Source organism: Streptomyces alkaliterrae (assembly GCF_007097205.2).
Taxonomy (GTDB): Bacteria; Actinomycetota; Actinomycetes; order Streptomycetales; family Streptomycetaceae; genus Streptomyces; species Streptomyces alkaliterrae.
On sequence record NZ_VJYK02000029.1, the window covers coordinates 1 to 15,049 of the forward strand.

Genomic DNA, 15,049 nt, shown 5'->3' on the forward strand with positions numbered 1-15,049 from the left:
CTCGACCGCCTGCGCGGTCACCCGCACGTTCTCCTCGTACGGCAGCTTCGACGCGTCGAACATCACCGAGCTGAAGCCCGCCTCGGGTCCCCAGCCGCACCAGCCGACTCCCCCGCCGTCGTACGGCTACCCGCCGCAGCCGCACGCGCACCGGACGACCCCGTACGGCGCCGTCGGCCCGTACCCGCGGAGCGGGCAGCCGGGCGCCGGGCGGGGCGGCGGCAAGAACGCGCTGCTGATCGCCGCCGTCGCCGTGGTGGTGGCGCTGGCCGCCGGCGGCACGGTCTACGCGGTGATGAACAGCGGCGACCGGGGCGGCTCGGCGACCGGCGCCGAGGGCCCGGACGGCAAGGGCGGCGACGGCACCACCGGCAGCGGTTCCGAGGAGAGTCAGGGCGACCGTGGCCCCGGCGGCGGCTCGTCCTCACCGGACGGCGAGCCCACGCCGACGCCCGAACCGAGCGAGAGCGGGAGCGAGGAGTCACCGGACACCGACGACGCGGTCCCGTCGGGCTTCGTCGGCGAGTGGCGGGCGCAGTTCGGCACGGGTTCGCAGGTCAACACGCGTGCGATGAGCATCCGGCAGGGCCGGGTGGGCGAGCGGGTCATGACGCTGCACGGCTACGGGCCGGACTACAGCTGCCGCTGGACGGCCACGCTGCGCGCCTCCGGGCCGCCGCTGGAGCTGAACGAGTCGCAGCTGGTCTCCGGCGACCGGACGAAGTGCTCGCCGGGCGAGTGGAGCCGGCTCACGCTCGGCGGTGACGGCGTGCTGACCCGCGAGCTGGTCGGCAGCGGCGGAGAGCCGGTCACGTACCGCAGGCTGGACTGATCCACAAGGCGAGGCGACGGGCTGTGGCCGCGGGTCGTCACCCGCGGCCACAGCCCGTGGCGGCCCGCAGGCCGCGACGTCCCGCCGGCTACTTCTTGCCGCGGCGCTTCTCGCTGAGGGAGTCCTTCAGGCCCTCGATGCGGTCCTTGTTGTCCTCCATCATCCCCTTGGCCTTGCCCTTGGCCTCGTCCGCCTTGCCCTCGGACTTCTTCCGCTCGTCACCCGTCAGCTTGCCGGCCGCCTGCTTGGCCTTGCCCTTCATCTTGTCCATGGCGCCTTCGTCAGCCACGACAAATCTCCTCACAGTTGGACAAACTCGGTCGCCTCCACGCTAGGGGATAGCCGGAATCCCCGCCTCCGCTGGCGGTCCGCCCGAGGGACCCGCCGACCCCGGCCCACCGACACGGTCGGGAGTGGCTGAAAGTCGCCGGTGGGCGGTATGGCAGGCTCGAGTGGCCGAAGCCCGCCGGACCGCCGAGGAGCCAGCACCCCATGGAACCCGCCTACCTGCTCGCCCCCTTTGTCGGCGGCCTCCTGGCCATGGCTATACGGCTGCCCCCGCTGGTGGGCTTCCTCGCGGCCGGCTTCGCCCTCAAGGCGATGGGGTACGGCTCGGTCCCCGCGCTGGAGACGATCGCCGACCTCGGCGTCACCCTGCTTCTCTTCACCATCGGCCTGAAGCTGAACGTGCGGACTCTTCTCCGCAAGGAGGTCTGGGGCTCCGCGACGCTGCACATGGTGGCGTCGACGGGCGTGTTCGTCGGGGCGCTGGCGCTGCTGAAGGCACTCGGCTTCTCACTGCTGGCCGGTGCCGGCCTCCAGTCGTTCGCGGTGATCGCGTTCGCACTGTCCTTCTCCAGCACGGTGTTCGCGGTCAAGGTCCTGGAGGAGCGCAGCGAGTCGCGCTCCCTCTACGGGCGGACCGCGATCGGCGTGCTGATCATGCAGGACATCTTCGCGGTGGTCTTCCTCACCGCCTCCACCGGCAAGGTGCCGAGCCCCTGGGCTCTCGGCCTGGTCCTGCTGATCCCGCTGTCGGCCGTGCTGCGGCGGCTGCTGCCGCGGGTCGGTCACGGCGAGATGCAGATCCTGTTCGGCGTCGTCCTCGCGCTGGTGCTGGGCTACGCGCTGTTCGAGCAGCTGGGCATGAAGGGCGACCTCGGCGCGCTGATCATCGGCATGCTGCTGGCGCCGCATCCGTCGGCGGCCGGTCTGTCGAAGTCGCTGTTCAACATGAAGGAGCTGTTCCTCGTCGGCTTCTTCGTCTCGATCGGGCTCACCGCGCTGCCCAGTTGGGACATGGTCGGGCTGGCCCTGCTGCTGGTGGCGCTGGTGCCGCTGAAGAGCCTGCTGTTCCTGCTGATCTTCTCGGGGTTCCGGCTGCGGAAGCGGACGTCGTTCCTGGCGACGCTCAGCCTGTCGAACTTCTCCGAGTTCGGGCTGATCGTCGCCGTGGTCGCGGCCGCCCAGGGCTGGGTGACGGACGAGTGGCTGGTCGTGCTCTCGCTCGCGGTGGCGCTGAGCTTCGTCCTCGCCGCGGTGTTCAACTCCCGGAGCCGCCCGCTCTACACCCGGGTCGAGCCGAGGATGCGCGACCGCGACGTCGCGCAGTTGCACCCCGACGACCGGCCGATCGAGATCGGCCGGTCCCAGGTGGTCGTGCTCGGAATGGGCCGCGTCGGCCGGGGCGCCTACGACCGGCTCACCGACGCGTACGGTCTGGACGTCCTGGGCGTGGACACCGACGTCGACAAGGTCACCGATCTCCAGCAGGCCGGCTACTCGGTACTGGAGGGCGACGCGACCGACGAGGACTTCTGGGAGAAGCTCACCCTGGCCGAGCACGTCGAGCTGGTGGTCCTCGCGATGCCGCACCACGCGGGTAACTTCTTCGCGCTCGAGCAGTTGCGGCACCAGGAGTTCCGGGGCCGCATCGCGGCGGCCGTCACGCACTTCGAGGAGATCGAGCCGCTGGAGCGGCGCGGCGCACACGCGGTGTTCCACCTTTACGAAGAGGCCGGTACCGCGCTCGCCGACAGCGCGGCGGAGGTGGCGGGGCTCGCCCCCGTGGGCGGCGTGCGCCGCGACAGCGTGGAGTGAACGGAACCGGTCGGACCGGGCGGCTCTCGGACCAGCCGGTCCGGCGCGCCCGGGAGACCGGGGGCTGGCCGCGTCGTCACCGGTCCGCAGCCAGCCGCCTGGCCAGGACCCGCGCGACGTACGCGGCGTCCCGGCCCACACCGCGCAGCGCCGCGGAGGCCGGGGTGCGCTGCCACTCCAGGCCGACGTACGCCAGCCGCGGATGGACGGTGGACAGCCCGGCGCGGTGCCGGGGGTGCCCGTTATCGTCCAGCGCGCCGAGCGGGGCCAGCCAGCCGACGTCCGGGCGGTAGCCGGTGGCCAGCAGCAGGGCGTCGACCCGCTCGACCTCCCCGTCCGACCAGACGACCGCGTCCTCGCGCACCGCGCCGAACATCGGGCGGTACTCCGGGGCGCCGGCCGCCAGGGCCGCCCGGTAGCGGCCGTCGTCGATGACCGGCTGGGTGGGCGGCCGCCGCACGACCCGGCCGAGCGGGGCCGCGTCCAGGCCGGAGACGCCGAGCCAGAAGTGCAGGTCGCGGCCGAGCGAGCGCTGCCGCAGCAGTCGCGGCGGCCGCCGCCCGGACAGCGTGACACGGGCGACGGCGGCGAGTTCGGCGGCGATCTGGACGGCGGAGTTGCCCGTGCCGACGACCACCACCCGCTGGTCGGCGAAGAGTTCGGGCGCCTTGTACTCGGCGGCGTGCGGGCGCGCGCCGCCGAACGCCTCCAGTTCCGCGGGGCGGTGGGGGTTTCCGAAGCCGCCGGTCGCGGCGACCACCGCGCGGGCCGCGATCCGGGCGCCGTCCGCGAGCAGGACGGCAAGACCGTCGCCGTCGCGGCGCACCTCGGCCACCCGCGTCCCGGTGCGTATCTCGCAGTCGAGCCGGGCGGCGTAGCGCAGTAGGTAGTCGACGACCTCGTCGCGGCCCGGGTAGCGCTCGGGGTCGCCGCCGAAGGGGAGGCCGGGCAGAGCGGCGTAGCGGGCCGGCGAGAAGAGACGCAGGCTGTCGTAGTACCGGGGCCAGGAGCCCACCGGCCGGTCCGACGCCTCCAGGACCACCGGCCGTAGACCTCGCTCGACCAGCGCCCGCGCGGTCGCCAGGCCCGACTGGCCTCCGCCCACGACCGCCACGTCCACCATCTCCACGCGCGTGTGACCGCCCATCGCCCCCGACCGCCTTACTTCGATGTTCTTCTATCTTGATGGACATCAAAGCAGAAGCGTGACGACCGGACAAGCCCGTCCCGACCGGCGGCCGATGCGGCAGACTGCGGGGTCGACCCGAGGGAAGGACTCTGCAGTCATGTCAGGACGGAAGACCGGGCGTTCGGCGGCGGCCGCCGCGGCGCTCTGCGCCGCACTGCTGCTCGCCGGTTGCGGCGGCAGCGGCGACGGCGGCAACAAGGGGGGCGAACGCGGCGGTTCGGCGGAGCAGTCCTCCGCCGAAGACGCCGAGGAACTGACGGAGGCCGCCAACAAGGCGATGCGCACGACGACGTTCCGCGCCTCCGGCAGCACCACCGCATTCCCGGACGGCAGGCAGGAGATGTGGTCCGACCCGGACGCGGGCATCCGCATCGAGGTGACCGCCGCCGAACTGCCGGGCGGGAAGAGCGAGATTTACTGCGCGAAGGGCCAGATCTACACCGGGGTCCCGCTGTTCGCCGCCCAACTCGCCCAGCGCGGCGAAAAGGTGGAAGTGCCGGAGAAGCTCGAAGCCAAGTTCGTCAGGGCGCCCTCGGGCGGCGACTGCTCCCGGCTGTACGAGATCTTCCCGGGCGCCGAGCGCTCGTCCGCCCTGGACACCCGGGTGGACGGCCAGGACACCCGGGCGCTGGTCAACGAGGCCCAGGGCAACAAGGACGTCTACCACGTCGCGAAGGACGGCACGCCGTACGTGCTGCGGCTGGACTCCACTTACGACGGCCGGGAGAGCCGGACCACGTACGGCTCGTTCGGGAAGAAGATGGAGATCACTCCGCCGAAGTCGTCGGACACCGTCTCGCTGGAGCAGTTCCGCGACGCGATCAAGACCGACTGAGCCCGCCCCGCCTCGCGTCGCGAGCACCCTCGCCGCACGGCGGCGGCGCTCGCGACGCATGGTCGCGCGGTTCTTCCGTTCGGCCCCACAGGGGAGTTCGGCGCACCGCGTGGACTATGGTGAACCGGTTGTGCGGCGGCGCTGACGTCGGGGCGAACGGGGAGGGTGCGCGGTGGCTGGGGACTACCGGGCGGACTGGCTGCGGGTTCCGGTCGGCGAGGACGCCACCCGGTGGGCCACCCGCTCCGACTGCCACCGCGTGCTCGCGATCGTGCACAACGTGACGTCCGCTACCCGACTGCTCGACGTACTGCCGCTGTTCCGCGACGACCTGCGGATACAGCTACTGGCCACCTGCACCGGGTCCTCCCCCTTCCAGAGCGGCGTGGCCGAGCTGCTGGCGACCTTGGGCGTACCGGTGCTGCCATGGGAGCAGGCGCTGAGCACGCCGGTGTCGTTGGCGCTGAGCGCCAGTCTCGGCGGAGAACTGGGCGGTGTTCCAGGGCCTGTTGTCGTCCTCTCGCACGGCGTCGGATACAATAAGAGGCTGGCCACACCGGACACCGGACACCGGACACCGGACACCGGACACCGGACACCGGACACCGGACACCGGACACCGGACACCGGACCCGTGTTCGGGATGTCGCCGGAGTGGCTGCTGGCCGACGGCGAGCCGGTCGCCGCGCGTCTCGTGCTCTCCCACCCCGAGCAGTTGGCCCGACTGCGCCGCTACTGCCCGCAGGCCGCGCCCCGCGCGGTGCTCGCCGGTGACCCCTGCTTCGACCGGCTGCTCAAGGCCCGCCCGAACCGCGAACGTTACCGCCGTGCACTGGGCGTCCGCCCTGGCCAGCGCCTCGTCGTGCTCAACTCCACCTGGAACGCCGAGTCGCTCTTCGGCGACGGCGAACAACCGCACCTCCTCGGCGCCCTGCTCGACCGGCTCACCTCCGAACTACCGGTGGACGACTACCGGTTGGCCGCCGTCCTCCACCCGAACATCTGGCACGGCCACGGCCCCGGCCAGGTCCGCGCCTGGCTGGACCGCGCCCAACGCTGCGGCCTCACCCTGATCGACCCGACCGAGGACTGGCGCCAGGCGCTTGTCGCGGCGGACGCGGTCATCGGCGACTTCGGCTCGGTCAGCTACTACGCGGCGGCGATCGGCGTACCGGTGCTGATGGCCGCGCCCGGGGCGGACCGGCTCGACGCCGACTCCCCGGTGGCGGAGTTCGTACGCACCGCACCGCCGCTGGACCTGGGACGTCCGCTGGCCGCCCAGCTCGCGGACGTCATCGCCGGCCACCGCCCGCACCCCTCGCTCGCCGAGCAGGCGTCCTCGGCGCCCGGGCGCTCCGCCGCACTGCTGCGCCGGACCTTCTACGACCTCATCCGCATCCCCGAGCCCGACCGGCCCGCCGCGCTGGAACCGCTTCCACTGCCGCCCTACCGGCCCGCCCGGCCGCTGATACCGCTGCTCGTCCGCACCGGACGGCAGCCGGACGGCACGGTACTGCTGCGCCGCCACGTCGACCCGGCCGCACCGGCCACCGGCTACGACAGCAGCCATCTCGCCGTACACGAGGACACCCTGGAGACACACGCCCTCGAGATCGCCGACCTCGTCTTCCGCGACGGCTCGCCCGACGATCCGCGCCTGGGCGGTCCGGCCCGCTGGACCGCCGAACTGCTGCGCGCCCGCCCGCACGTGACGCTCGCCGTCTTTGTCACCGGGCCCGACAGCTGCGTACTGCGGGTGAGGGCGGGCCAGTTGCTCGACGTGCGTACGGCGCCGCACACGGCCGACCCGCTCGCCTGCGCCTCCGCCCTGCTCGGCTGGCTCGCCGACGGCGGTTCGGTGCGGAAGCTGGCGGCGGACGGCCTGTGGCTGTGCTCCGGCGGGCAGCGGCACCGGGCGGAGGTCACCCCGCTCGAGGGCTGAGCCGGCCCACGGGCGGGGTCGTCACCCGGCGGTGGGAGACTCCAGCGCCACCTCGCGCAGGCGGCGCAGATGGGCCAGGTGGTGGGCGGCTTTCTCCTCGGTCAGCAGTGCCAGGGCCTCGTCGATCAGCGGCAGCGCGGCGGTGTGTTCTCCCTGGTCCAGGCGCACCTCGGCGAGGTCGGTGAGCGTGCGCGCGGTGTTGTACGCCTCGCCGATCTCCCGGAAGAAAGACAGCGCCTGCGTCAGCCGGTCGACGGCCTCCGGCCTCCGGCCCATGCCGCGCAGTGCGCGGCCCTTGTGCCGCCGCAGCAGGGCCCGGGCCCTCGGCACGTCCGCCGCACCGCGCTGGTCCGGGCCGATCCTCGCCAGCACCTCGTCGGCGCGCTCGAACAGCTCGTAGGCGGCGTTGTGCTGCCAGTGCCGCAGCTCGAGAAGGCCGAGGCACTCCAGCGCGGTGGCACGGCCCCGCGCGTGTCCGGCCTCCCGCTCCGCCTCCTCGGCGGCGCGGAACTCGGCAGCCGCTTCCGGGCGCCGGCCGAGTTCGAGGCAGGCCATGCCGAGTTGGGTGCGGGCCCGGCCCAGCACCTCGCTGCCCGGGTGCAGCCGTTCCGCCGCGCGGACGCCGAGGCGCAGCGCCGGCAGCAGTTCGTCGGTCTCCCCCGCCTTGAGTTGCAGCGCCCACAGCGCCTCGCAGAGCTGGCGTACGGACTCCAGATCGCCGGACCGTTCGGCCGCGCGGACCGCCTGGACGAGGTTGGGGCGTTCCTCGCACAGCGCGGCCAGCGCATCCCCGGGGGCACGGTAGGGGCCTTCGTCCAGCTCGCGGTAGAGCGGGCCGAGTGTCCAACGCCCGCTGAGCGCCGCCCGGTCGGCGCGCACGGCGAACTCCAGGTACCAGCGGATCGTGGCGGCGAGCGCGGCGGCGCTACCGGCGACGCCCTCTTCTGCGGCGGCGGCCCGTTCGGCGAACGCCCGGTGCGCCGGGCGGTAGCCGTACCGCCCGCCGCCGACCGTCTCGATCAGTCGCCGCGCCGCCAACTCCGCGAGCGCGTCGGCGGCTTGTGCCTCCTCGATGCCGCAGACGTGGGCGGTGACGGCCGGGCCGATGGCCGGCCAGGGCCAGAGCGCGTTGCGGCGGAACACCCGGGCGGTGAGCGGGCCGAGATCGGCGTAGGCGGCCTCGACCGCCGCCGTGAGCGGATCGGCGCCGTCCGGGCCGAGTCGGCCCGGTGACGGCGCGGGCCGACGGCCGCCGGGATGGGCGCGTCGAGTGGCGTGAGTTCCGGCCCCGGCGAGGTGCGGCAGCCGGTCGGCGGCTTGCCGCAGCGCGAGAGGCGAGCCCGCGCAGCGCTCCAGCACGCCCGGCAGCGCGGCGCGGCAGGCGGCCATCTCCCGTTTGCCGGTCAGCGCGGTCAGCAGCCGTCGCGCGTCGCCGTCCGACAGCGGGCCGACCGGCAGCGCGAGCGTGTCGAGGCCGGCCAGCCGCTGCCCGGCGGTGACGATCGTGAAGACGCCCGGGTGCGGGGAGACAAGTGGTTCGACCTGGCCCGCCGAGCACGCGTCGTCCAGGACGACCAGCAGTCGGCGGTCGGCGGTCAGCTCACGGAAGCGCTCCTCGCGGTCCCGGGCTCCGGGCGGGATCTCGGCCCGGTCGACGCCGAGCTGTTCCAGCAGCAGCCGGGCGACGGTCGCCGCGTCACGGGCGCCGCCGGTTCCGGCGGCGCCGCCGAGGTCGGCGTAGAGCTGGCCGTCGGGGAAGCGGGTCGCCTCCTGATGGCCCCACTGGAAGGCCAGGGCGCTGCGCCCGATGCCCTCGGGGCCGTGGAGCAGCGCGACGCGCGGGCGTCCGTCGGCGCGCCGGGACGCCTCCCGCGTGAGCGCCCGCAGCAGGTCCCTGCGGTCGGTGAAGTGCCTTACGGAGGGCGGGAGTCGACGGGGGCGAGCGGTCACCGGGTGGGGCCTGGGGCCGCTGTGCAGCCAACCGCGCAGCAGCCGGGCGTGTTCGGGGTCGGCCTCGGCGCTCGCCACCAGCCGCCGGGCCAGCTCCTCCCGGCCGGCCGGGTCCTCGGGCGGTACCACGCCACGGCCGACGACACGGCGTGCCAGCGCGCCGACCGACTCCCAGGCACGCCGACCCGCCTCGTTGCCCATGCTGAGCGCGGCCGCGCTCAGCGCGGCGGACACCGTCGCCAGCGATATCGGGTCGACCATGCCGTACTCCCCCAAGCTCCCCGGCCGTGCGTGACCGTCCCCCTCCGGTCGGTCACGCGGTTCGGGTCCACCGTAGCGGGACGGCGGGCGCGCCGGCGCCCCGCGCCCGCCGCCAGGATCACTCCGCGTACTGGATGCGCGGCTCCAGGAACATCTGGACGTATCCGCAGTCCGCGCAGATCAGACCGGTCGCGGACTTGTTGGCCCAGTCCAGGTCGAAGAACGACATGCCGGCGGTGTTGAGCTTGATCGACCGCTCGTTGAAGCGTTCGTGTCCGCAGAAGGCGCAGCGCACCTGCCTGTCGTTGACATACGCCCGTACGTTCTTCGCCGCCATGTCGCTCCCTGTGTTCGCTGTCGTCCGACGCGCCGGGCCTCGGCTCAGCCGTCGTAGGTGTAGTAGGGCGTGTGGTCGAGCATGTCGGCCGGGGTGACGTCGTTCCACGGCCGCATGGTGTCGTTCAACGCGACCACGTTACGGGTCGGTTCGACCGGCAGGTAGGAGGAGCGGGGGTGGCGGGCCTGCCAGTCGGCCCAAAGCTTGTCGACGAACGCGTGGTGCAGCCAGAAGACCGGGTCGTTGGGCGACACGCCGGTGGTCATCTGCCCGCCGACCCACACGTGCACCCTGTTGTGCAGGTCGGCGCCGCGCCAGCCCTCCAGATTGTTGCGGAAGCCGCTGGAGGCGCTGTTCCACGGTGACGCGTCGTACACCGGCATGGCGAGCACGGCATCCACTTCGGCGCGGGTGGGCAGCCCCCGCCGCCCGGAGCCCAACGCGCGTCGCAGGAAGGGTCGTTGGTCGACGCGTATGTTGATCGACCAGGAGCCGGACGTCTCGGCGAACGCGCCGTCCATCACCTTGCCGTCGCCGGTGCGCCCGGTGCCGCCGAGGAAGTCCGCCGCCCACAGGGACGCGGTGGGTGTGCGGTCGACGGTCCAGTCCCAGTAGGGCAGCGCCACCGACGGGTCGACCTCCTGGAGCCGCCGCTCGAAGTCGATGAGGAACCGGCGGTGCCAGGGCAGGAAGGACGGCGAGCGGTGCCCCACCCGCTCCCCGTGGTCGGTGTCTCCCATGATGAAGCCGTTGTGGATGTCGACGAACTCGTCGTAGCGGCCCGACCGCTTGAGTTCGAGCAGCGCGGCGACGAAGCGCCGCTTCTCTGCGCGGGTGAGGTCGGCCTGGTTCTTGCGTACGGTCATGGCGGTACTCCGGGTCGGTCAGGCGAGGGCGAGCGGAACGAGGGCGGCGCCCTGGAGTTCGACGACGGCGGCGCGGGCGAGCGCGCGTGGCTCCGCGTACGTCTCGTAGTGGTTCACCACGCTGATCCAGCTGCCGTCGGCGTTCCGCATCACGTGCAGTTCCTCGCCGTCCACGGTCACCCGGTAGCCGAAGTCGTGCGCCTGACCGCCGTGGCCGCCGTGGCCGCCGTGAGCGCCGTGAGCGCCGTGGTGTCCTGCGGTGCCGGTGGGCGCGCCCTGGATGCGCCGCCCCCGGTAGACCTCGTCGAACGGTTTGAGGTCGGTCGCCGGCGGCCGGTGGCCGTCGGCGGACGCGGCGCGGCCGAGTCCGGCGGCGAGCGCCGACGGGCCGGCGGCGGCGAGGCCCGCCAACGCGCCGGCGGTGACGCCGATTACGGTACGGCGACTTGCTTGAGGCATGACTGTTCCCCCCGGGGAGGTCGTCCTGGTCATCGGAAAGGGCCGGCACGATGGTCAGTCGGCCGGCGAGCACCGCAATGAGTACCCGAAAGGGTGAACCAGCCAGAAATCAGCGGGAACCGGGGCGGCGGAATACGGACGACCCCCGACAGGTCATACGAAGTTGAACCAAGATGATCTTGCGGCCCCCCTCACGGAGAGCCACAATCGCCGCAAGTTATCCCGTCAAACGGCCCTGTTGCCGGAAACTTTCCCGCCCGCACCGCACGGCACCCCTGGCATATGCCTCCAGAAAGCTGTCCGGAAGCCACCCCTCCGACGAGACCCCGCACACATCGCCCGCCGCGAGGCCCACCCACGGCGGCACTCTGGCGTCAGACAGAAGTGAGCACTACGAGGAACCCGGAGGAACTGGTGACCGAACACCTCACGGACGAGGAGATCGTGCGGACCGTACGACGACTGCTGGACGCCGAGGAGCGGCACGACCGCCTCAGCGAGCGCGTCGACGCCCTGCGGCACGCCCGTACCGCCCACGAGCTGGCCGAGCGGGACAGGGCGGGCGAAGCGATGGCGGAGGCGGCGGAACGGCTGCTGGTCGACTCCTGCCACGCGCTCCACGCGCTCGGGCTCCGGGCCGCCGCCCGGGCGGTGGAGGTCGTCGCCGAGGACGAGGGCATCACCGTCCCCGACCCCGACTGACGACCGACCGTCCGCGTACCTGTCATCCGCGCGGCGCCCGTCGGCTACTGGATGCCGAGCCCCCTGGTCACGTACGTGCAGCCGGTGTAGGTGTAGCCCGCGCGGACGCGCGTGCCGTTGGCGTACGTGGTGTTGAGGCTGCTGATCGTCCCGGCCCGGTTGCGCTTGTACAGGATGTGGTACTCGCCGGCGGGCAGCCGCAGCGTCGTCTTCGGGTACTTCTTGGAGGAGTCCTTGCACGCCTTCTGGACGGCCTCGGCGCGGCTCGGATAGACCGTGCAGTCCTTGCAGCCTCCGATGGTCACCTTCCCCGTCACCGGGCCGGTGTAGAGGATCTCCACCGATCCCTGTCCGTCGTTGCTGATCGTCAGCGGCATCCGGGCGCCGCTCGGCGCCTTCTTCGCCGGCAGGCTCCGTCCGGCCTGCGGGCGCCGCTGGGCGATCTCGGCGGCGATCGCGATGTCCCGCGCCCGGTCCGCCAGCGGGCTCTTGCCGTAGTCGGCGGCGAACCGGGTCAGCTTGGTCCGAGCCGAGCTGAACCTCTTCTCCTCGAACTCGTGCACTCCGCAGGCGAACGCGCCCTTCTCCACGGCCTGTTCCGCGTCGCCGCGCAGAGCCGCCCCCGTGCCGCCCGGCAGCCCGTCGACGGTCGCGCTCACCCGCGTCAGCTCGTCGGCCACGTCACAGGTACGCGTGCCCTCCAGCGCCCCCGTCCGGCTCTTGATGTGCTGCCGCACGGCCGTCTGCACCCGGCGGGCGTGCGGGGACTCGGGGAAGGTGTCCAGCAGGTCGGCGAGTTGGCGGTTGCTCTCGCCTTCGGAGTCCGAGCCCAGCTGCTTCATCCCGCACTCGAACCAGGAGCGGGCCAGCCGCTCGTTCGGCCAGTCGGCCAGGCGTCCCAGCACCTCCCGGTCGACCGTGCCCGGCACCGTCCGAAGGTGCCGCAGCGGCTCGACGGCCGCGCAGTAGTCCTTGCCGTCGTAGGGCTTGGCGACCGCCCGGTAGTAGGCGTACAGCCGGTCGGGGACGAGTTTCCCGGCCCGCGAGTCGGCGTGTCGTCCGCCGATGTCCGCGTAGACGCCGAGCGCCTTCCGATAGCTCGACTTGGCTTCCTCGAAGTCGTCGTCGCGCGCGCTGTCCACCAACTCGTCGGCTTCCTCGAGCCGTTCGAGAAGCGCCTGCTGGACGGCCTCGCCGCGCGCCGCGTCGTAGGCGACCGCGCCTGAGGCCGGAACCGCGAGCAGCAGGAACGCCAGAGGCAGCGCCAGCATCGGACGGCGGAGGAAAGGCGGCACGGGCGTACGCAGCCCGCGCCGTGCGCCGTCCAACGCGGCCGCCAGCACCACCACGACAAACGCGGCGACGGCGGCGCCCGGCACCCCGCTCGGCTCCACCGGCAGCGCCACCGCCAGCAGCCCGCCGACGGCGACCCAGCACGCCACCGCCGACCACCAGTGCCGCAGGGCGACGTAGCCGAGGCCGAGGCCCGAGAGATTGAGCAGGCCGACCAGCGCCGCGCGCCGCGGCTCGCCAGGCACGCCTACGGTCGGCGGCCGACTCGGCGGCGGCGGCACCGCCGGTCCGCCTCCGGGCGTCGGCCCCTGGCCTCCGGCCCCACCCCATGCCTGCCGGTAGTCGTTTCCGCTCACAACGCTCCCCCTCGTCGCCGGGCCGCGCGGGGCCCTGCCCCGGTCACCTTCCGCACCCGTACCCACACTCTCCACACACAACCGTGCCATCAACACAGCTGTGATGTCAGCGAGTTATAGCAAGCGTCAGCTTGCGGAGGCGGGACCGGGGGGCGGCGGGCCGGCTTCGGCGCGGATCACCAGGGAGATGGCAACCGCCTGTTGGCGGACCGGCGGGAGCAGCGTGCGCATCAGCTGGATCGTCTCGGCGGCGAACAGCGGGTAGAGGGCGCAGTCGTCGACGGTCAGCGGGCGCCGGTGGGGGATGTCGACGGAGTGGAAGCCCGCGCGTTCCAGCTTGCGGACGAAGTCGTCCTCGGCGAGGGCGCCGGAGACGCAGCCCGCCCAGGCGGCCGGCTGCGTGAGGATCTCCGGCGGGAGTTCGTCGGGCCCGGTGGTGAGGTCGGAGACGCAGAGGCGCCCGCCGGGGCGCAGTACGCGGGCGCATTCGGCGAGCACTCTGGCCTTGCGCGGCGAGAGGTTGATGACGCCGTTGGAGATGACGAGGTCCACGCTGTCGTCCGGGAGCGGGACGGCCTCCATCTCCGCCTCCAGCGTCTCGACGTTCCGCACGCCGGCCTCGGCGGCGGCGCGGGCGGTGCGGCGCAGCATCTCGGGAAGGAAGTCGAGGGCGAGGACCCGCCCGGTGGGGCCGGTGCGGCGGGCCGCGAGAACGGTGTCGATGCCGCCGCCGCAGCCGAGGTCGAGGACCGTCTCGCCGGGCCGCACACCGGCGTACCTGAGGTGGTTGGCCACGCCGAGGGAGCGGTCGACCGCGCACTGGGGCACCTGGGCCAACTCCTGCTCGCTGTAGAGCTGTTCGGCCACGGCGGCGGTGGTCGGCGGAAGGTCGCGGTAGGCGTCCCTGACAAGCTGCCTCACCTCGGCGCCGTGCATCAGGTCCCGGCTCATCACTCCAGCTCCTTCAGCTTCCGGTTCAGACGTCCCCGTACGTCCTCGGGGAGCTCGGGGCCCCCGGAGTCCGCCAGCAGCCGCCGCATCTCCACGGCGAACTCGAGCTCGCCGCAGCAGCGAGCGCAGAGGGAGAGGTGGTCGTCGATCTCCGCCCGCCGGGCCGGGTCGACCGTGGCGTCCAGGTACTCCCAGAGCTGCCGTACCGCTTCCGCGCAACTGATCATCGTGATCCCCCCTTGAGCAGGCCGTTCTCCTCCGCGTAGTCCCACATCCGCTTCTCGAAGAGCTTCCGGCCCCGGTGCAGGCGGGCGAGCACGGTGCCCAGCGGGACCTGCAGGATCTCGGCAGTCTCCCGGGCGAGGAAGCCCTCCATGTGCACCAGGACGAGTGGGACGCGGTAGAGGTCGGGCAGCCGCCGCAGCACGGCGTGGACGTCCTCCCGGCCGAACTCCTGGAGGAAGTCGAGGTGGAGCGAGTCGGAGTACGGGAACGGGTCCTCGTAGGCGATCTTGCGGTAGAGGGAGAAGCTCTCGACCTCCTCGAAGCCGACCGAGTCCGGATGCCTGGCGTCGGCTCGCAGCCGGTCGCGGCAGCAGTTGATCAGGATGCGCCGCAGCCAGGCGGGGCCGGCCACCGGGTCGTGCAGCTGGTCGAACCGTTCGAAGGCCTTGACCATGCAGTCCTGCACGGCGTCCTCCGCGTCGTCGCCGACGAGGGCGCGTGCCGCCCAGTACAGGCGGGGAAGCTGCGTGCCGACGAGCTCCCGGAAGGCCTGCTTCCGCTCCGCCGCCCGCTCGGCGCCGGGGCCGGCGCTCGGGCCTGCGGCCGACCGCGGGCCCCGCTTCGGCGTGCGCCTCTCCGGCGGCGCCGCGCGTTCGTCCGTCGTGCCCGCCACTCGCACCGGCATCACATCCACGCGATGACCCCGGCGCCCATTCTATGACTTTCCCCCATAAATGACCGTATGCAATAA

The 15,049-nt window shown here is 72.9% G+C and carries 14 protein-coding genes and 1 pseudogene; 4 read left to right on the forward strand and 11 right to left on the reverse strand.

Annotation, left to right across the window (positions count from 1 at the left end):
* Together FNX44_RS04660 and FNX44_RS04665 are read right to left on the reverse strand one after the other, a co-directional pair.
* A pseudogene (locus tag FNX44_RS04660) lies at positions 1 to 84 on the reverse strand (class II fructose-bisphosphate aldolase); the annotation flags it as partial.
* A gap of 836 nt (positions 85 to 920) precedes the next feature.
* Positions 921 to 1,121: a CsbD family protein gene (locus FNX44_RS04665; protein WP_143646655.1), complete on the reverse strand. Its 201-nt coding sequence runs from the start codon at positions 1,119 to 1,121 to the stop codon at positions 921 to 923.
* 203 nt (positions 1,122 to 1,324) lie between these two features.
* Between FNX44_RS04665 and FNX44_RS04670 the strand changes: the two genes are divergently transcribed.
* Positions 1,325 to 2,932, forward strand: coding sequence for a cation:proton antiporter domain-containing protein (locus FNX44_RS04670; RefSeq protein WP_143646656.1), 1,608 nt, complete (start codon positions 1,325 to 1,327; stop codon positions 2,930 to 2,932).
* Positions 2,933 to 3,008: 76 nt separating this feature from the next.
* On the opposite strand, the gene FNX44_RS04675 is transcribed toward FNX44_RS04670, so the two are convergent.
* Positions 3,009 to 4,079, reverse strand: a complete 1,071-nt coding sequence (locus FNX44_RS04675) for a flavin-containing monooxygenase (protein ID WP_228449656.1) — start codon at positions 4,077 to 4,079, stop codon at positions 3,009 to 3,011.
* Positions 4,080 to 4,218: 139 nt separating this feature from the next.
* Here FNX44_RS04675 and FNX44_RS04680 point away from each other — a divergent pair, with 139 nt between their 5' ends.
* Positions 4,219 to 4,956: a hypothetical protein gene (locus FNX44_RS04680; RefSeq protein WP_143646657.1), complete on the forward strand. Its 738-nt coding sequence runs from the start codon at positions 4,219 to 4,221 to the stop codon at positions 4,954 to 4,956.
* 172 nt (positions 4,957 to 5,128) lie between these two features.
* Positions 5,129 to 6,898: a CDP-glycerol glycerophosphotransferase family protein gene (locus tag FNX44_RS04685; RefSeq protein ID WP_143646658.1), complete on the forward strand. Its 1,770-nt coding sequence runs from the start codon at positions 5,129 to 5,131 to the stop codon at positions 6,896 to 6,898.
* Positions 6,899 to 6,919: 21 nt separating this feature from the next.
* Here the strand turns inward: FNX44_RS04685 and FNX44_RS04690 are convergent, their stop codons facing one another.
* The 4 genes from FNX44_RS04690 to melC1 form a co-directional block, all read right to left on the reverse strand.
* Positions 6,920 to 9,109 carry a tetratricopeptide repeat protein gene (locus FNX44_RS04690; RefSeq protein WP_143646659.1) on the reverse strand — a complete coding sequence of 730 codons (2,190 nt, stop codon included), beginning with the start codon at positions 9,107 to 9,109 and terminating at the stop codon, positions 6,920 to 6,922.
* A gap of 118 nt (positions 9,110 to 9,227) precedes the next feature.
* Positions 9,228 to 9,446, reverse strand: coding sequence for a zinc ribbon domain-containing protein (locus tag FNX44_RS04695; protein WP_143646660.1), 219 nt, complete (start codon positions 9,444 to 9,446; stop codon positions 9,228 to 9,230).
* A gap of 44 nt (positions 9,447 to 9,490) precedes the next feature.
* On the reverse strand, positions 9,491 to 10,312 hold the full coding sequence (melC2, locus tag FNX44_RS04700) for a tyrosinase MelC2 (protein WP_143646661.1): 822 nt from the start codon (positions 10,310 to 10,312) through the stop codon (positions 9,491 to 9,493).
* Positions 10,313 to 10,330: 18 nt separating this feature from the next.
* Positions 10,331 to 10,771, reverse strand: a complete 441-nt coding sequence (gene melC1 / locus FNX44_RS04705) for an apotyrosinase chaperone MelC1 (RefSeq protein ID WP_143646662.1) — start codon at positions 10,769 to 10,771, stop codon at positions 10,331 to 10,333.
* A 384-nt stretch (positions 10,772 to 11,155) separates the two neighbouring features.
* Here melC1 and FNX44_RS04710 point away from each other — a divergent pair, with 384 nt between their 5' ends.
* Complete coding sequence (locus FNX44_RS04710) at positions 11,156 to 11,473, forward strand: hypothetical protein (protein ID WP_143646663.1); 318 nt, start codon at positions 11,156 to 11,158, stop codon at positions 11,471 to 11,473.
* Between the two features lie 44 nt (positions 11,474 to 11,517).
* Here the strand turns inward: FNX44_RS04710 and FNX44_RS04715 are convergent, their stop codons facing one another.
* The 4 genes from FNX44_RS04715 to FNX44_RS04730 all read right to left on the reverse strand — a co-directional run bounded on the left by FNX44_RS04715 (position 11,518) and on the right by FNX44_RS04730 (position 14,983).
* Complete coding sequence (locus tag FNX44_RS04715) at positions 11,518 to 13,011, reverse strand: hypothetical protein (RefSeq protein WP_185202628.1); 1,494 nt, start codon at positions 13,009 to 13,011, stop codon at positions 11,518 to 11,520.
* A 237-nt stretch (positions 13,012 to 13,248) separates the two neighbouring features.
* Entirely contained in the window at positions 13,249 to 14,073 is an 825-nt protein-coding gene (locus tag FNX44_RS04720) for a methyltransferase domain-containing protein (RefSeq protein WP_143646664.1), read from the reverse strand.
* Positions 14,073 to 14,300: a zf-HC2 domain-containing protein gene (locus FNX44_RS04725; RefSeq protein ID WP_143646665.1), complete on the reverse strand. Its 228-nt coding sequence runs from the start codon at positions 14,298 to 14,300 to the stop codon at positions 14,073 to 14,075. The genes FNX44_RS04720 and FNX44_RS04725 overlap by 1 nt, the downstream gene beginning before the upstream one ends.
* Entirely contained in the window at positions 14,297 to 14,983 is a 687-nt protein-coding gene (locus FNX44_RS04730; RefSeq protein ID WP_143646666.1) for an RNA polymerase sigma factor, read from the reverse strand. Before FNX44_RS04730 ends, FNX44_RS04725 begins: the two co-directional genes overlap by 4 nt.
* Between the last annotated feature and the right edge of the window lie 66 nt (positions 14,984 to 15,049).

Excerpts from the sequence above, each read along its gene's own strand:
- FNX44_RS04670 (WP_143646656.1), top strand. The coding sequence starts at position 1,325 with ATGGAACCCGCCTACCTGCTCGCCCCCTTTGTCGGCGGCCTCCTGGCC.
- FNX44_RS04675 (WP_228449656.1), bottom strand. The coding sequence starts at position 4,079 with ATGGGCGGTCACACGCGCGTGGAGATGGTGGACGTGGCGGTCGTGGGC.
- FNX44_RS04680 (WP_143646657.1), top strand. The coding sequence starts at position 4,219 with ATGTCAGGACGGAAGACCGGGCGTTCGGCGGCGGCCGCCGCGGCGCTC.
- FNX44_RS04690 (WP_143646659.1), bottom strand. The coding sequence starts at position 9,109 with ATGGTCGACCCGATATCGCTGGCGACGGTGTCCGCCGCGCTGAGCGCG.
- FNX44_RS04695 (WP_143646660.1), bottom strand. The coding sequence starts at position 9,446 with ATGGCGGCGAAGAACGTACGGGCGTATGTCAACGACAGGCAGGTGCGC.
- melC2 (WP_143646661.1), bottom strand. The coding sequence starts at position 10,312 with ATGACCGTACGCAAGAACCAGGCCGACCTCACCCGCGCAGAGAAGCGG.
- melC1 (WP_143646662.1), bottom strand. The coding sequence starts at position 10,771 with ATGCCTCAAGCAAGTCGCCGTACCGTAATCGGCGTCACCGCCGGCGCG.
- FNX44_RS04720 (WP_143646664.1), bottom strand. The coding sequence starts at position 14,073 with ATGAGCCGGGACCTGATGCACGGCGCCGAGGTGAGGCAGCTTGTCAGG.
- FNX44_RS04725 (WP_143646665.1), bottom strand. The coding sequence starts at position 14,300 with ATGATCAGTTGCGCGGAAGCGGTACGGCAGCTCTGGGAGTACCTGGAC.
- FNX44_RS04730 (WP_143646666.1), bottom strand. The coding sequence starts at position 14,983 with ATGCCGGTGCGAGTGGCGGGCACGACGGACGAACGCGCGGCGCCGCCG.